The 15,532-nt window shown below is 65.7% G+C and carries 15 protein-coding genes; 6 read left to right on the top strand and 9 right to left on the bottom strand.

Features of this window, described 5'->3' with window-relative positions; genetic code table 11:
* Nucleotides 1-59: 59 nt before the first annotated feature.
* Both RM190_RS01850 and RM190_RS01845 read right to left on the bottom strand, forming a co-directional pair.
* A complete protein-coding gene (locus RM190_RS01850; RefSeq protein WP_311757674.1) occupies nucleotides 60-1,532 on the bottom strand; it encodes an NAD-dependent succinate-semialdehyde dehydrogenase in 1,473 nt (490 codons plus the stop codon).
* 194 nt (nucleotides 1,533-1,726) lie between these two features.
* Nucleotides 1,727-2,710 carry a P1 family peptidase gene (locus RM190_RS01845; protein WP_311757673.1) on the bottom strand — a complete coding sequence of 328 codons (984 nt, stop codon included), beginning with the start codon at nucleotides 2,708-2,710 and terminating at the stop codon, nucleotides 1,727-1,729.
* A 114-nt stretch (nucleotides 2,711-2,824) separates the two neighbouring features.
* On the opposite strand from RM190_RS01845, the gene msrA reads away from it, so the two are divergent.
* Both msrA and RM190_RS01835 read left to right on the top strand, forming a co-directional pair.
* Nucleotides 2,825-3,409: a peptide-methionine (S)-S-oxide reductase MsrA gene (gene msrA, locus RM190_RS01840; protein WP_311757672.1), complete on the top strand. Its 585-nt coding sequence runs from the start codon at nucleotides 2,825-2,827 to the stop codon at nucleotides 3,407-3,409.
* Nucleotides 3,409-4,278 carry a 50S ribosomal protein L11 methyltransferase gene (locus RM190_RS01835; RefSeq protein ID WP_311757671.1) on the top strand — a complete coding sequence of 290 codons (870 nt, stop codon included), beginning with the start codon at nucleotides 3,409-3,411 and terminating at the stop codon, nucleotides 4,276-4,278. Before msrA ends, RM190_RS01835 begins: the two co-directional genes overlap by 1 nt.
* A gap of 109 nt (nucleotides 4,279-4,387) precedes the next feature.
* On the opposite strand, the gene RM190_RS01830 is transcribed toward RM190_RS01835, so the two are convergent.
* Nucleotides 4,388-4,582 (bottom strand): DUF1127 domain-containing protein, encoded by a 195-nt coding sequence (locus tag RM190_RS01830; RefSeq protein WP_311757670.1) that lies wholly within the window; start codon nucleotides 4,580-4,582, stop codon nucleotides 4,388-4,390.
* Nucleotides 4,583-4,819: 237 nt separating this feature from the next.
* Nucleotides 4,820-5,539, bottom strand: coding sequence for a 16S rRNA (uracil(1498)-N(3))-methyltransferase (locus RM190_RS01825; protein ID WP_311757669.1), 720 nt, complete (start codon nucleotides 5,537-5,539; stop codon nucleotides 4,820-4,822).
* Between the two features lie 16 nt (nucleotides 5,540-5,555).
* Here RM190_RS01825 and ubiA point away from each other — a divergent pair, with 16 nt between their 5' ends.
* From ubiA to RM190_RS01810, 3 genes are all read left to right on the top strand, one after another.
* Nucleotides 5,556-6,512, top strand: a complete 957-nt coding sequence (gene ubiA, locus RM190_RS01820; RefSeq protein WP_390907807.1) for a 4-hydroxybenzoate octaprenyltransferase — start codon at nucleotides 5,556-5,558, stop codon at nucleotides 6,510-6,512.
* Nucleotides 6,513-6,574: 62 nt separating this feature from the next.
* Nucleotides 6,575-8,815, top strand: a complete 2,241-nt coding sequence (locus RM190_RS01815) for an OmpA family protein (protein ID WP_311757667.1) — start codon at nucleotides 6,575-6,577, stop codon at nucleotides 8,813-8,815.
* A gap of 55 nt (nucleotides 8,816-8,870) precedes the next feature.
* On the top strand, nucleotides 8,871-9,203 hold the full coding sequence (locus RM190_RS01810; protein WP_311757666.1) for a hypothetical protein: 333 nt from the start codon (nucleotides 8,871-8,873) through the stop codon (nucleotides 9,201-9,203).
* 56 nt (nucleotides 9,204-9,259) lie between these two features.
* On the opposite strand, the gene RM190_RS01805 is transcribed toward RM190_RS01810, so the two are convergent.
* From RM190_RS01805 to RM190_RS01790, 4 genes are all read right to left on the bottom strand, one after another.
* Nucleotides 9,260-10,444, bottom strand: coding sequence for an amino acid aminotransferase (locus RM190_RS01805; RefSeq protein ID WP_311757665.1), 1,185 nt, complete (start codon nucleotides 10,442-10,444; stop codon nucleotides 9,260-9,262).
* Entirely contained in the window at nucleotides 10,444-11,304 is an 861-nt protein-coding gene (gene sseA / locus RM190_RS01800; protein ID WP_311757664.1) for a 3-mercaptopyruvate sulfurtransferase, read from the bottom strand. The genes RM190_RS01805 and sseA overlap by 1 nt, the downstream gene beginning before the upstream one ends.
* 71 nt (nucleotides 11,305-11,375) lie before the next feature.
* A complete protein-coding gene (smpB, locus tag RM190_RS01795; RefSeq protein WP_311757663.1) occupies nucleotides 11,376-11,846 on the bottom strand; it encodes an SsrA-binding protein SmpB in 471 nt (156 codons plus the stop codon).
* Entirely contained in the window at nucleotides 11,830-12,363 is a 534-nt protein-coding gene (locus tag RM190_RS01790) for a low molecular weight protein-tyrosine-phosphatase (RefSeq protein ID WP_311757662.1), read from the bottom strand. The genes smpB and RM190_RS01790 overlap by 17 nt, the downstream gene beginning before the upstream one ends.
* An 86-nt stretch (nucleotides 12,364-12,449) precedes the next feature.
* Between RM190_RS01790 and RM190_RS01785 the strand changes: the two genes are divergently transcribed.
* A complete protein-coding gene (locus RM190_RS01785; protein ID WP_311757661.1) occupies nucleotides 12,450-14,111 on the top strand; it encodes a thiamine pyrophosphate-binding protein in 1,662 nt (553 codons plus the stop codon).
* On the opposite strand, the gene RM190_RS01780 is transcribed toward RM190_RS01785, so the two are convergent.
* The gene (locus tag RM190_RS01780) at nucleotides 14,108-15,532 is read right to left on the bottom strand and encodes an inorganic phosphate transporter (RefSeq protein ID WP_311757660.1); all 1,425 of its coding nucleotides are present in this window, start codon (nucleotides 15,530-15,532) and stop codon (nucleotides 14,108-14,110) included. The genes RM190_RS01785 and RM190_RS01780 overlap by 4 nt on opposite strands.

Raw genomic sequence — 15,532 nt, 5'->3', positions numbered from 1 at the left:
GTCAAGCGGCTTACGGCAAGGTGTCGCCACCGCCTGACTGGGCCGTTCGTGCCAGAAAGTCAGACCGACAGGCAGATATACTTCATCTCAAGGTAATCCTCGATCCCGTGCCTCGATCCTTCACGGCCAAGCCCGGATTGCTTGACGCCCCCGAATGGCGCAACCTCGGTCGAGATGATGCCGGTGTTCACGCCGACGATTCCGTATTCCAGCGCCTCCTGCACCCGCGTCACGCGCCCGATGTCGCGCGCATAGAAATAGGCGGCAAGGCCGAAGATCGTGTCATTGGCATGGGCCACGGCCTCGTCCTCGGTCTCGAAGCGGAACAGGGGGGCAAGCGGGCCAAAGGTTTCCTCGGTCGCGACCTTCATCGACTGGGTGATCCCGGTGACGACCGTGGGTTCGAAGAACAGCCCCTCCATCGGCTTGCCGCCGGTCAGGATCCGGGCGCCACCGGACAGCGCGTCCTGGATGTGGTCCTGAACCTTCTCGACGGCCTTTTCGTTGATCAGGGGGCCGGTCGTCACGCCTTCGGCCAGGCCGTCTCCCACGCGCAGCTTCTCGACCGCCGCTGCCAGCTTGTCGGCGAAGGCGTCATAGACACCGGCCTGCACATAGATGCGGTTTGCACAGACGCAGGTCTGGCCGTTGTTGCGGAACTTCGAGGCCATCGCCCCTTCGACCGCGGCATCAAGATCGGCGTCGTCGAAGACGATGAAGGGCGCGTTCCCGCCAAGTTCCATCGAGCATTTCAGCACCTGATCCGCCGCCTGCCGCAAAAGGATGCGACCGGTATTGGTCGAGCCGGTGAAGGTCAGCTTGCGGATCAACGGATTTTCGCAAAACTCCTTGCCGATATCGGAAGCCTTCGTCGACGGCACGATGCTGAACAGCCCCTTGGGGATGCCCGCGCGTTCGGCCAGCACCGCCATCGCCAGCGCCGACAGCGGCGTTTCCGAAGCGGGACGCCCCACGAAGCCGCAGCCCGCAGCCAGCGCCGGGGCGCATTTGCGGGTGATCATGGCATTTGGAAAGTTCCAGGGCGTGATCGAGGCGACGACCCCGATCGGCTGGCGGATGACGGTCAGGCGCTTGTCGGGCATATGGCCGGGGATAGTCTCGCCATAGATGCGCTTGGCCTCTTCGCCGAACCATTCGATGAAGCTGGCGCCATAGGCGATTTCGCCCTTGGCCTCGGCCAGCGGCTTGCCCATCTCGGCGGTCAGGATCTTGCCCAGATCGTCCTGGTTTTCCATCATCAGGTCGAACCATTTGCGCATGACCTGCGCGCGATCCTTGGCTGTGCGCGCGGTCCAGGCCTTCATTGCCTCGGCCGCGGCGCTGATTGCGCGGGCGACCTCGGCCCGGCCCAGATCGGCGACCCGCGCAATGACATCCCCGCGCGCGGGATTGATGACGTCAAAGGTTGCGCCGTCATCTGCATCTGTCCACGCCCCCGCGACATAGGCGCGGGTTTCCAGCAGGGACGGATCCTTCAGCAGCATTTTCAAATCGGTTGCATGTGTGTTCATCGCCAGACTCCTGCTTTCCGTCGATCCGAAAGCTTTACCTTTCGCGCCCGCAAAGCAAGGGCGGCGGGATTTTTTCCTGCTCTCGGAAATGTCATGGATCCGGATCAAGGCTTGGGCGTTGAGCGCCTATCGTCAGGTTTTCCCTCTTGACGTGTTCAGACTGGGGCGGCGGACTCTCTCTCCCGTCGCCCCTTTCATTTCCGGGACCAGCAGGGCTGCAGGTCGCCGGGACGGGGGATGGCGGCATGGACGCCGCGGGCGATGGCCCGCGCCAGCACCGATGCCGCGGCATGTCCAAGCTGAAAGGGTGTCAGCACCGGATCGGGCAGGGGCCGCGCGCCGGTCGAGACGGCAAACACCAGGTCCCCGTCGTAAGGGGTATGACTGGGAACGATCGCACGAGCCATGCCGTCCTGCGCGGCGGTCGCCATTCGGGTCAACGCCGCCTTGTCCAGCGCCGCATCCGTAGCGACGATGGCGATGGTCGTGGCCTCGCCCAGTTGCTTTGTCATTGGCGGCTCATGGGCGGCATCGAACGGACCGGCAAGACCGAGACCGCCGAATTCTTGCTCCATTTCCCACGGCGCGGCCCAGAACTGCCGTCCCCCCGGCGCGGTGACCGAGCCAAGCGCGTTCACGACCACCAGCGCCCCAACCGTCACGCCGCAGTCAAGCACCGCCGAGGCAGAGCCCAGTCCACCCTTCCAGCGATGGGTCAGCGCGCCCGTGCCGCCGCCTTCGCTGCCAAGCGCAAACCGGGCCGAGGCGGCTTCCAACGCCCTTCTGCCTAGCGCGGGATAGGGATTCTGGTCCCATTCCTTGTCGCCGCCGTTGAGCAGGTCAAAGACGATGGCGCCCGGCACGATCGGCACCCGGACCGGCCCGACCGGGAAACCCCGGCCAAGACGGCGCAGCCCCTCGGACACGCCATCGCAGGCGGCAAGGCCAAAAGCCGAGCCGCCAGACAGCACCAGCGCGTCGATCCCCTGCACTGTCTTGTCGGGGGCCAGAAGCTCGGTCTCGCGCGTGCCGGGTGCGCCGCCCATGACGCTGACCCCGCAGGTCAGCGGGCGGTCGGCCAGAAGGACCGTGGTCCCCGACCGCAGCGCATCGTCCCGCGCATTTCCGACCAGAAGGCCATCGACATCGGTGATAAGGTTCAGGGAACCGGGTTGCATGGGATTCCTTTTCGTTTTTCCCGGTGCCGGAATCAACCGGCACGGGGTATGCCATGTTGCACGAACGTAGGGCCGTGCCTAAATCCACGGCAATAGCTTTGAAAGGATGCGCCAATGACCGCTCCCCTCCACCGTATCTTTGGCCGGCCTCTGGACGCGCCGGTTCCCAAGGGCTTCGACCAGGCCATTTTCGGCATGGGCTGCTATTGGGGTGTCGAACGGCTGTTCTGGCAGTTGGACGGCGTCTGGTTGACCGAGGTCGGCTTTGCCGGCGGCACGGTCGAGAATCCGACCTACAAGCAGGTCTGCGCCGGAACTACCGGCCATGCCGAGGTCGTGCGCGTGATCTATGACAGCTCGCGCATCAGCTTTGAGCGTCTGCTGCAGGTGTTCTGGGAAAACCACAACCCGACCCAGGGTAACCGCCAGGGCAATGACGTGGGTTCGCAATACCGCTCGCTCATCATGTATTTCACCGAAAGCCAGAAGGCGGCGGCGGAATTCAGCAAGGCCGATTACGGCAACCGTCTGGCCGTCGCGGGACTTGCGGACATCACCACCCGGATCGAGCCGGCCGGTCCCTTCTATCTGGCGCATGAGGATCACCAGCAATACCTGGACCGTTATCCGGACGGCTATTGCGGGCTGCGCGGCACGGGCGTAGAGGCGCCTTTGACCGATATTCCCGAGGAGATCTGATGCCCACCTGGACCGCGCTGACCCAGACCGCCGGACGCGAGGCCGCCGAGGCCATAGCAGAGCTGGGCGAGGATCTGACCCCGGAACCCGTCGGCAGCGGCGTTTTTGAGATCGAAGACGGCAGCGACCGGTGGGAGGTGGGCCTGTACTTCACCGAAAGCCCGGACGAGGTCGCCCTGGCTCTGATGGCCGCGGCCTGGGGGGCGGACCCGTTTGTCATCTCGGAACTGCCCGAGGTCGATTGGGTCGCCCATGTCAAGCGCGAGCTGTCCCCGGTCGAGGCCGGGCGCTTCTTCGTCCACGGCAGCCATGATGCCGACAAGGTTCCCGAGGGATCGGAAGGTCTGCTGATCGAGGCGGCAATGGCCTTTGGCACCGGCCATCATGCGACGACCAAGGGCTGCCTGCTGGCGCTGGACCGCATGATCGAGGCGGGCGAACAGCCTCAGCGCATCGTCGATGTCGGCTGCGGGACCGCGGTTCTGGCGATGGCCGCCGCGCGCGCCTTTCCGGTTATCGTGCTGGCGGGCGACATCGATCCGGTTGCCGTCGACGTGGCGCGGGCCAACGTGATCGCGAACGGCCTGGATGGACGGGTCGAATGCGTCGAGGCCGTGGGCTTCGACCATCCGTTGATCGAGAGTGCCGCTCCTTTCGACCTGGTCTTTGCCAATATCCTGAAGCAGCCGCTGATCGATCTTGTTCCTGACATGGCGCGCCAGCTTGCCCCGGGCGGCAAGGCGATCCTGTCGGGTATCCTGGTCACTCAGGCGGAAGAGGTGATTGCCGCCTATGCCGCAGGCGGTCTGCCCCTGGACCGGCGCGACGATCACGGCGAATGGTCGACGCTGGTGGTGCATCGCAAATAAGGAAAAACCCGCCCCCGAAAAGGGGCGGGTTTTTCACATCGCGACAAGGGGGAGTTGAAAAGGCCCCACGGAGCAACCGGGGCCCGTTTCGCATCGCTCTTCGCCGGTATTAGCGGGCGCGTGCAATCCGCTCAATGTCGCCGCGGCACAGACCGATATCGTCCAGCTCGCGGTCCGACAGGCGGCTCAGCGCGTTACGGGTAACGCGTGCATCGTTCCAGGCAGAGAAAGCCGCCAGAAATTTCGAGCCAATACCGAAAGAGCGCGTCCCGCCATGGACGCGGTTCGTGTCAATCGCCGACATGATGTCACCTGTTCTTGGAAATGCCCTGAATACGGGCGGTTATCTGATGGCCAGCATATAGGCTGGGCAATTTCGGAATTCTACGACCGCAGCGACATTGCCGCTATGCAGCGCACGCATAAGGCGCCGTTTTCATTAAATTTTTATGACAAAGAGGTGATTGCGCGGCTTTGGTGCAATAAACTGTCGCGCATCTGCCAATTCGCGGGAGGAAGTTGCGCCAATTTCAGGGCGCGACTAATTCCAATCGCCCAATTCGGCTTGCCACAACGCAAGTGACGCGACGGCGGCAGTGTCGGCGCGCAGGATCCGGGGACCCAGGGATATGCGGGTGACACAATCCATCGCCGAAAGCCGGGCGCGTTCCGATTCGCTCCACCCGCCTTCGGGGCCGATCAGGATCGCCCAGGGACCGCGCTTCAGCCCGGCCAGCGTGGCGGCGGGACCGACCAGCGCCTCATCCGCCCAAAGGATGCGTCGGTTCGCGTCCCAGCCATCCAGAAGCCGGGAGAGCGCCAGCAGGTCCGTGACCTCGGGGACGAAGGTGCCGCCGCATTGCTCGGCCGCCTCGACCGCATGGGCCTGCAGGCGGTCCTGGCGGATACGTTCGGAGTTGGTGTGCTCGGTCTGGACGGGCAGGATGCGGGATGCGCCCATCTCGGCCGCCTTTTCGACGATGAAGTCGGTGCGGGCCTTCTTGATCGGGGCAAAGACCAGCCACAGGTCGGGCGGGTCCATCTGCGGTGCCGTCTGCCTGACCGCGACAAGGTCGCCGTTGCGCTTGGCCAGCCGTTCGATCCGCGCCAGCCATTCGCCGTCGCGGCCGTTGAACAGCAGGACTTCGTCTCCGACGCCCTGCCGCATGACCGAAGAAAGGTAATGTGCCTGGTCGGAACCAAGCGCGATGCCTTGTCCGAGGGTCAGCGGGTGATCTATGAACAACCTGATTTTCGCCATGATGAGGCGCAGACTAATGCAGACCCCACACCAGACGCCAGAGGCGCAGCGCAGCGTCGCCGATGCTCCGCCCGACAATTGGGTCGACCGCTATGCGCCCGAAGGATGGCGCCCCTGGCTGCGCCTGTCGCGCGCCGACCGCCCGATCGGGACATGGTTGCTTTTGCTGCCCTGCTGGTGGGGCGTCGGGCTGGCCATGATCGCCGACCGCCCGACCTGGCGCGACCTGTGGATCGTGATCGCCTGCGCCCTGGGGGCGATCCTGATGCGCGGCGCGGGCTGCACCTGGAACGACATCACCGATCGCGACATCGACGCCCGCGTCAGCCGCACGCGCTCTCGCCCGATTCCGTCGGGGCAGGTCTCGGTCTGGGGGGCAGTCGCCTGGCTGGTGGCCCAGTCGCTGGCCGGGCTGGTGATCCTGCTGACGCTGGGCAAGGCTGCGATCCTGCTGGGCGTCGCATCGCTGGCGCTGGTGGCGATCTATCCTTTCGCCAAGCGCTTTACCTGGTGGCCGCAGGTCTTTCTGGGGCTTGCCTTCAACTGGGGCGTGCTTCTGGCCTGGGCGGCGCATATGGGCGGGATCGGGCTGGCACCGGTCATCGCCTATCTGGCGGGGATCGCCTGGACGGTCTTTTATGACACGATCTATGCCCATCAGGACGCTGAGGATGACGCCCTGATCGGCGTGAAATCCACTGCGCGGCTGTTCGGAACTGATTCGCGCCGCTGGCTTTTGCGCTTTGGCGCGGGTGCGGTCGTCGGCCTGGCGCTGGCAGTTCTGGCGGCGCGGCCGCATGGCACGGCGCTGTGGCTGGCTCTGGCGGGCGTTGTCGGATTCGCCGGGCATCTTGCGTGGCAACTCAAGCGCTTCGACATGAATGACAGCGCCGGATGCCTTCGACTTTTCCGCGCAAACCGGGATGCGGGACTTGTCGTTGCGTTGTTTCTTACCTTGGCTGGGCTGGTCTGATTGCGATTTTCGGCCCCGGGCATTAAATCCCCCGGGTCGGAAACAGCCGAAGGCCCCCCTTTATGGCCAATCGAAGAACGCGCCGCGGTCCTGCCGTCGTCGCAAGCCTGATCGCAATCGCAGCCGCTGGTGGCCTCTCGTTCGTCGGGGCGCGCGCCGCGGCGGATTTTATCGAGACCCACTCTGCCACCGAGGTCGCCGCGGCCTTGAAGCAGGGCGGATATGACTGGGCGACGGTCACCACCGACGGGCTTCTGGTCCGCCTGACCGGCACCGCACCGGACGAGGTGCAGCGCTTCCGCGCCAAGTCCCGCGCCGAATCCGTGGTCGAACCCGATCGCGTCATCGACGAGATTCAGGTCGCCGCCCGCGAAAGCATGGGCGCGCCGCAATTCGAGATCGAGTTGCTGCGCAATGACCACGGCATCTCGATTGTCGGGCTTGTTCCGGCGGCGCTGGACCGCAAGGCGATGGTCGCCTCGCTTCGGGCCGAGGCGGCGGGGGGCGAGATTTCGGATCTTGTCGAGACCGCCGATTATCCCGCCCCCGACGGCTGGCAGGCGGCTTTCGATTACGGGCTTCGGGCCGCGAAGCTGGCGCATCAGGCCAAGGTCTCGATCGCGCCCGGTTCGGTCGAGGTGCGCGCGATCACCGACAGCGCGCTGGAAAAGGCAGATCTGGAAACGGCGCTGGAAAAAACCCGGCCCGCCGGGATCTCGCTGAAGGCGGATGTCACCGCGCCGCGCCCGGTCATCACCCCGTTTACCCTGCGCTTCGTCAAGGACGACAAGGGCGCCCGGTTCGAAGCCTGCGCGGCCAATGATGAAGCGGGCCGCGATCGTATCGTCGCCGCGGGCGCCGGCGCGGGCGTCGCGGGCGAGGCGCATTGCACGCTTGGCCTTGGCGCGCCCACAACGCGCTGGGCCGATGCCGCCGTTCCTGCGATCCAGGCGGTCGCCACGCTTGGCGCAGGCGCCGTCACGCTGACCGATACCCAAATCACGCTGTTTGCCCCCGCCTCGGTTCCGCCGGCGACCTATGATGCGGCCGTGGCGAAGCTGGATGCGGCGCTGCCCGCGCTGTTCAACCTGCGCGCCGAACATGAAAAGCAGATCGAACCCATTCGAGGCCCCGCCGAATTTTCGGCCGTGATCGCCAACGATCACGTCGAATTGCGCGGCCGGATCGGAAACGAACGGATGCGCGGCGCAGTCGACAGCCTGGCCAGTTCGCGCTTCGGCGATGTCGATAATGGCCTGCGGATCGATCCATCCCTGCCCGAGGGTTGGACGCTGCGCACCATCGCCGCGATCGAGGCATTGGCGACGCTGGATCAGGGTTCGGTCAGCGTGACCCCCGATCTGATCCGGCTGTCGGGGATCTCCGGCAGCCCGACGGCGTCCGACATGGCCGTTGCACGACTGTCGCAGCGTCTGGGCGCTGGTGCGCGCTACGAGTTGTCGATCCGCTATGACAAGCGGCTGGACCCGCTTCTGGTGGTGCCGACGGGCGAGGAATGCGTGGACCGGCTGAACAGCGTCATGTCGCAATCCGAAATCGGGTTCGAGCCGGGCAAATCCATTATCGCGGGCGATCCCGAACCGACGCTGGCGGGGATTTCCGCCGCCATGCAGGATTGCGCCGACTACAAGATCGAGCTGGCGGGCCATACCGACAGTCAGGGCAGCGAGGACATGAATGCCAAGCTGTCGCGGGACCGCGCCAAGGCGGTCATGGACGCGATCCGCGCGCATGGCGTGGCTGCGCCCCACATGACCTCGACCGGCTATGGTGAAAGCCGCCCGATCGCCGACAATGAAACCGAAGCCGGGCGCGAGGCGAACCGCCGCATCGAATTCACCCTGCTGTCCGAGGAACCGGTCTCGGACGACGACATTTCGGCACCCGAACAGTTCGCGGGCATCACCGACAGTGCCGAGGTCACGGCTGCAAAGATCGCCCGCTCAGCCGCTGCCGCTGCCAGCGGCGCCATCCGCGTGGCGCTGGAGGGGCCGGTGGCTGCTGACGCCGGGCATCCGGGCGGCCCGACGGGGGCCGAGGTGATTGTCGCCGCGGCAACCGCCCCCGCCAATGCGGTGGCGAATGCCCAGGTCTCGATCCAGGTGATCGAGGCCCTGACCGTTCCCGCGCTGGAGGCTGCCTTCCCCGACAACATGGAAGGCGTGGCCGAGTCGGACGGGCAAGACGGCGAGATTGCCGACATCCCCGTCGAAGACCTGCCGAAGATTGAGCCGATGGGCCCGCCCGATGTCGAGGCGGCCGTGAAGGCGGACAAGAAATGACGCGTGGGGCCTTTTCCTCGGCCCGCGCGCTGGTAACGAACCGAAAGGGTTTCGCATGAATCGCAACGAATTCATCATCGCGACTGCGGTCATCCTGTTCGCCGCCTTCTTGCTGGGCTGGTTCGCAAGCTGGCTGATCCACCGCCTTGGGCGCGTCACCCGCGCCGAGATGGGCGAGCTGGAGAGCATGGCGCAGCAGCTTCACGACGCCGAAGAGGCGCGCGACAAAGCCGTGCGCGAACTGGAAGAACGCGAGGCCGAACTGGTCGGCCGTGTCGGCAAGGCGGAATCCGAACTGCAATCGGTTCAGGGCGAGCTGAAGGAAAGCCATGTCGAGATCGAGGAGTTGCGCGACTATATCGAGCGACGCCTTGGCAAACATGCCTGAAATGTAAAAAGCCCGGTCCTGTGACCGGGCTTTTCCTTTTCCGCGAAAGCTGTCGGTCAGACGCCGGCTTCGATGATTGCGCGCGCAAGGACCGGGATGGTGGCTTCGTTCAGACCCGCGATGTTCAGGCGCGAATCCCCGACCATGTAGATCCCGAATTCTTCCTTCATGCGGGCAACCTGCTCGGGCGAGGCGCCAAGGCGCGAGAACATGCCACGATGCTCGGCCAGGAAGCCGAAGCGATCCGAACCCGCAAGGTCGCGCAATTCCGTCGCCAGTTGCTCGCGCAGGCGCAGCATGCCGCCGCGGACTTCCTCAAGCTCCGCCTGCCAGTCGGCGCGCAGACCCGCGTCGTTCAGGATGGTTGCGACGACTTTCGCGCCGTGGAAGGGCGGGAAGGAATAGGTCTGACGGTTCAGGAACGCCATCGCGCCCTGTGCCAGCTCTTTGGTCGCGGGATTGTCGCACAGGGCCAGCAGGCAGCCGGTACGTTCGCGATAGATGCCGAAATTCTTGCTGCACGAGGCCGCGATTAGCACTTCGGGGATGCGCGAGGCGATCAGGCGGGTGCCAGCCGCATCCTCTTCCAGTCCGTCGCCGAAGCCCTGATAGGCCAGGTCGATCAGCGGGGTGGCGCCGGTCTTTTCAAGGATCGAGGCGACCTCGGCCCATTGATCCAGCGTCAGGTTCGCGCCGGTCGGATTGTGGCAGCAGCCGTGCAGCAGGACGACATCGCCCTTTTTCGCGGCTGAAATGTCCTGCTTCATCGCGTCGAATGCGACGCCACGGGTTTCGGCGTCGAAATAGCGATAGGTGACGACCGGCACGCCCATGAAATTCATGATCGAGACGTGGTTCGGCCAGGTGGGGTCGCTGACGAAAACGCGCAGTTCGGGATTCGCCATCCGTGCCAGTTCCAGCGCCTGACGGATCGCGCCGGTGCCGCCGACGGTGGCCAGCGCCGCCGTCGTCTCGGGCTTCAGGCCCGCGCCAAGGATCAGCTCGCCCATCGCCCTCTGGAATTCGGGTTCACCCGCCAGACCGGCATAGGTCTTGGTGGTCTCGTTCTCCAGCATCCGCTTTTCGGCTTCCAACACCGCACGCATGATCGGGGTGTGGCCGGTCGCATCTTTGTAGACCCCCACGCCCAGATCGATCTTGCCCTGACGGGGATCAGCCCTGAACTCACCTATCAGGGCCAGGATCTTGTCGGGGGCTTGCGGTTTCAGATTGCCCAGCATCACGCGTCTCCGGTTGCGATTTTAAGGTCCGGGAAGCTGCCCCATTCGGCCCAGCTTCCGTCGTAAAGCGAATGATCCCTGTGCCCGACACGCTCGAGCGCCAGAAACAGCGTCGCGGCGGTCACGCCCGAGCCGCAGGTGGTGATCGCCGGCCTGGTCAGGTCGACGCCCGCCGCCTCGAATTCCACGCGCAGGGCGTCGGCGGATTTCATCGTGCCGTCGGGATTGTAAAGCCGGCCAAAGGGCAGGTTGCGCGACCCCGGAATATGACCCGAGCGCAGCCCGGCGCGCGGCTCGGCCGCCTCGCCCCGGAAGCGTTCGGCCGAACGGGCATCGATGATGACATGCGAATCAAGCTTGCTGGCCGCGGCGACCTGGGTCACGTCGCGGACCAGCGCGGCCTGGCGCTGCGTGGTCATGTGGCGGTCGCGCATGACCGGGGGCAGATCCTCGACCGGGCGGCCCTCGGCCAGCCATTTCCCAAGGCCACCATCCAGCACGGCCACGTCGGTCTTGCCCATCAGGCGGAAGGTCCACCATACCCGCGCGGCCGAACGCACCGGCGAGTTGTCATAGATCACGACCTGATGGCCGTCGCCGATGCCCATCGCCCGCATCCGGCTGATGAACAGCTCGGGCAGGGGGGCCATGTGGGGCAGGCTGCTGCGCTTGTCGGTGATTTCGTCAAGATCGAAGAAGCGCGCCCCCGGAATATGCGCCGCGGCATATTCGGCGCGGGCATCCCGTCCCGGTTCCAGGAACCAGGTCGCATCAAGGATGCGCAGATCGGGATCGGACAGGTGCGCGGCCAGCCAGTCGGTCGAGACGAGCAGCCTGGGATCATCGGGATCTGTGGTCATCGTCCTTCCCCCGGTAGACGCGAAAGCGCCCCCATCTAACCGGAGGGACCGGCCCCTGCAATGGCAGAAGGTCAGCCTTGCTTGAGCAGCCGCTGTTTCTGGCGGTTCCAGTCGCGCTTGGCCGAGGTTTCTCGCTTGTCGGCGACATTCTTGCCCTTGGCGACGCCGATCTTCAGCTTCACCGTGCCGCGATCGTTGAAATACATCACCAGCGGCACCAGCGTCATGCCCGCGCGCCCGATGGCCTGCCACAGCCGCGCCAGTTCCTTGCGCGACACCAACAGCTTGCGTTTGCGGCGCTCTTCATGGCCAAAGACGCCCGCCTGCTTGTAGGCGGCGATATAGCTGTTGATCAGCCACAACTCGCCCTGTTCGACCGAGGCATAGCTTTCGGCGATGTTCGACTGCCCGGTGCGCAGGCTTTTCACCTCGGACCCGGTCAGGACGATGCCCACCTCAAGGTCGCTCTCGATGAAGTAATCGAAGCGTGCCCGGCGGTTCTCGGCGATGATCTTGTAATTGGGGTCAGTCTTGGCGGCCATGATCCGGCTGAGATAGGGGCGCGGCGGCGTAAAGTAAAGATTGCGCCTGTCCTTGCCGGTCCAGCATGGCGATCAGTCCGGCAATACCCAGCGAGACATCCTGCCAGGTCCCTTCGAACCCGGCGCTGTCGCCGAAATAGGGGTCGGTCACGGCCTGGCCTTCGCGCCCCGGCACATGGTCCAGCAGCATCGACAGTCGCGCGCGCGCCCCTTCGGGCATGATGGCGCGCATGTGGGCAAGGTTTTCGGCATCCATGGCGACGATATGGTCAAAGCGCATGAAGTCGTCGGGGCGCACCTGGCGCGCGCGCAGGCGCGATATGTTGATCCCGTTGCGCGCTGCGATGGCCTGGGCGCGGCGGTCCGGTTCGGACCCGACATGCCAGTCGCTGGTTCCAGCCGATTCCACGATGACCTCGGTGCCGCGCTCATCTGCGGCGGCGCGCAACGCGCCTTCGGCCAAAGGCGAACGGCAGATGTTTCCAAGGCAGACAAAAAGAACAGACTGGGCTCGCATATCATTCCTCAATCGACGGGCATTGCCTTGCATGCCGCCCGCACGCTACCCCCTGAGTTGAGGAAAGGCAAAAGGAGGGAGCAGTAATGCGGCATGGTGGGCAGATCCTGGCCGATACATTGGCACGAAACGGGGTGGAGCGCGTCTTTTCTGTGCCAGGTGAAAGTTTTCTGGCAGCGCTGGACGGGTTCTATGCTTCAGGGATCCAGAATGTCGTCTGCCGTCACGAGGGCGGCGCGGCGATGATGGCCGAAGCGCATGGCAAGGTGACGGGTAGGCCCGGCATCGCCTTCGTGACCCGCGGACCCGGCGCCACCAATGCCAGTTCGGGCGTCCATGTCGCGCGCCAGGATTCGACCCCGATGATCCTGTTCGTCGGCCAGATCTCCAGCTCGGATCGCGACCGCGAGGCTTTTCAGGAGGTTGACTACCGTGCCATGTTCGCCCCACTGGCGAAACGGGTGGCCGAGATCGACCAGACCGAGCGCATTCCCGAATATGTCGCCCGCGCCTTCCATCTGGCAATGTCGGGCCGTCCCGGCCCCGTGGTGCTGGCCCTGCCCGAGGATGTTCTGTCCGCCCGGGCCGAGACGCCGGACCTTGCCCCGTATGACCCGCCCCTGTCCGCCGTCGCGGGCGAATCCGTCGCTGCGCTGGCCGAGGCGCTGGCCGGGGCCGAACGTCCGCTGGTGGTCGCGGGCGGCACGCTGTGGTCGCAGCGCGCCGCCGAGGATCTGGCCTGTTTTGCGGCGAATTGGGGCCTGCCGGTCGCGGTGCCCTTTCGTCGGCAAGGCCACATGGACAATGCCGATCCCCATTATGTCGGCGATCTCGGCGTCGGCATGAATCCGGCGCTGGGCAATGCGCTGCAACAGGCGGATTGCATCCTGTCCCTTGGTTCGCGGTTGGGCGACACGCTGACCCGCGGCTATGAACTGATGTCGCCCACCAATCCCCATGCAAGGCTGATCCATGTCCACCCCTCGCCGGATGAGCTGGGCCATCTGTGGCGCCCCGCGCCGGGGCTGGTCGCTGACCCGCGCGAGGTCGTGGCGGCGCTGGCCAGCCTGCCGGCGCCCCGGCGCTGGGACGAATGGACTGCCGACCTGAGGGGCAGGTATCTGGCGTGGCAAAAGCCCAAGGCCACGCCCGGCGCCGTGCGGATGGAGGATGTAATCCTGTGGCTGTCCGCCAACCTGCCGCCCGATGCGGTCATCACCAACGGCGCGGGCAATTACGCGGCCTTCATCCACCGCTATTACAGCTTCCGTCGCTGGGGCAGCCAGGTCGCGCCGACGTCAGGGTCTATGGGCTATGGCCTGCCGGCCGCGATCGCATCAAAGCTGGCGCATCCCGAACGCACCGTGGTCTGCGTCGCGGGCGACGGCTGCATCCAGATGACGCTGAACGAGCTTTCGACCGCTGCCCAGCACGGCGCCGCGGTCATCGTGATCGTGGCGAATAACGGCCGCTATGGCACCATCCGGATGCATCAGGAGCGGACCTATCCCGGCCGCGTGTCGGGGACCGACCTGAGCAATCCCGATTTCGCAGCCCTTGCCCGCGCCTATGGCGGTCACGGCGAAATCGTGGCGACGCAGGACGATTTCGGCCCCGCCTTCCAGCGGGCGGTTCAGGCGGGCACGCTTGCGGTCATAGAACTGCGCCTTGACCCCGAGGCGCTGACGACAGGCGCAACCCTGGCCGAAACCCGCGCGGCGGGCGAGGCTCTGCAGCGCCGGGCCTAAAGCCTCAGGATCAGGACCAACGCGGCGGCCAGCGCCGCGTTGACCGGCACGGTGATCAGCCACGCCCCCAGGATCGTGCGCACATGCGACCGCCGCACCAGATGGCGGCGGCGCAGTTCCTCGTCGGGCATCGGCGCGCGCTTCTTGGTTTTCCGGCGGTCCCGCCATTCGCGATAGAAGCCGACGCCGAAGACCCCGCCGATCGCGACATGGGTGGTCGAGACGGGCAGTCCCATCATCGAGAAGCCCAGGACCGTCAGCGCTGTCGCAAGCGAGATGCACAGCGCCCGCGACGGGTTCAGCCGGGTGATGCCGCTGCCGACCATCGTCACCAGCTTGCCGCCGAACAGGATGATCCCGCCCGCGATCCCCAGACCCGACAGCAGCAGCACCATCTGCATGTCCATCAATTCGCCCGGCCGGTCCGAGATCTGGCCCAGGATGATCGTCAGCGGCGCGGCGACGTTCGAGGTGTCATTGGCCCCGTGACCGAAACCCATGACCAGCGCGGTCGCAGTAAGGGGCACGCCCAGCAGGTTTTTCAGCGCCAGCTTGCCCCCCGCTTCGCGCCGGATCTGTCGGCCCAGCATGACATGAGAATAGATCCCGCCAAGGCCGCATCCGGCGGCAGTCCAAAGCAGGACCGGGATCCAGCCGGCCCCCTTGAAGGCCAATGCGATCATGGCCGCCAGCAGCCCCGTGACCAAGGCGACCAGCAGCGTCAGCCAGATCCTGCCAGACCGGATCGGGTCGTCCTTTTCCAACACATGGCGATGCAGGTTGGACAGGATCCCCGCCGCCAGCAGCCCCGAAATCACGGGCGAGACGATCCAGCCAAGCGCCACCACCGCCATGGCCGACCAGTTGACCGCGCCGAAACCGTAAGTCGCGATCCCCGCGCCCGCGATGGCGCCGACGACCGAGTGAGTGGTGCTGACCGGTGCGTTCATCCGGGTCGCGACGCTGATCCAGCTTGCGGCGCCGATCAGCGCCGCAAGCATCATCGAGGCTGCGGGGGCGCTGTCGCCCAGCGTCTCGCCCATCAACCCCTCGGTCAGGGTCCGCGTGACGGCCTCGCCCGCCAGAACCGCACCCAGCACGTCCATGCCGGCGACCAGGACCAGCCCCGTGGTCAGCCCGATCGCGCCTGCGCCGACCGCTGGCCCCAACGCGTTCGCCACGTCGTTCGCGCCGATGGACAGCGCCAGGTAAGTTGCGACCGCGACCGAGGCTGCCATGATCCCCAGCATCGGCTGGCCGGCCGTGGCAGCCGCCGCGAATTCGGCGACCGCGGCCACGAAGACGACCGCGATGCCGATCCTGACCATCGGGCGGGCCGAGGCCAGCGCCGCGCGCTCGGCATTGGTGACGCGTCCCAGATCCTTGTCGAGGATGCGATAGTCCCGATCGCCCTTTGGCAT

Source organism: Paracoccus broussonetiae, assembly GCF_031854425.1.
Taxonomy (GTDB): domain Bacteria; phylum Pseudomonadota; class Alphaproteobacteria; order Rhodobacterales; family Rhodobacteraceae; genus Paracoccus; species Paracoccus broussonetiae.
The sequence above is the reverse complement of the archived record's forward strand: the minus strand, read 5'-3'. Positions and strand labels throughout refer to the sequence as shown.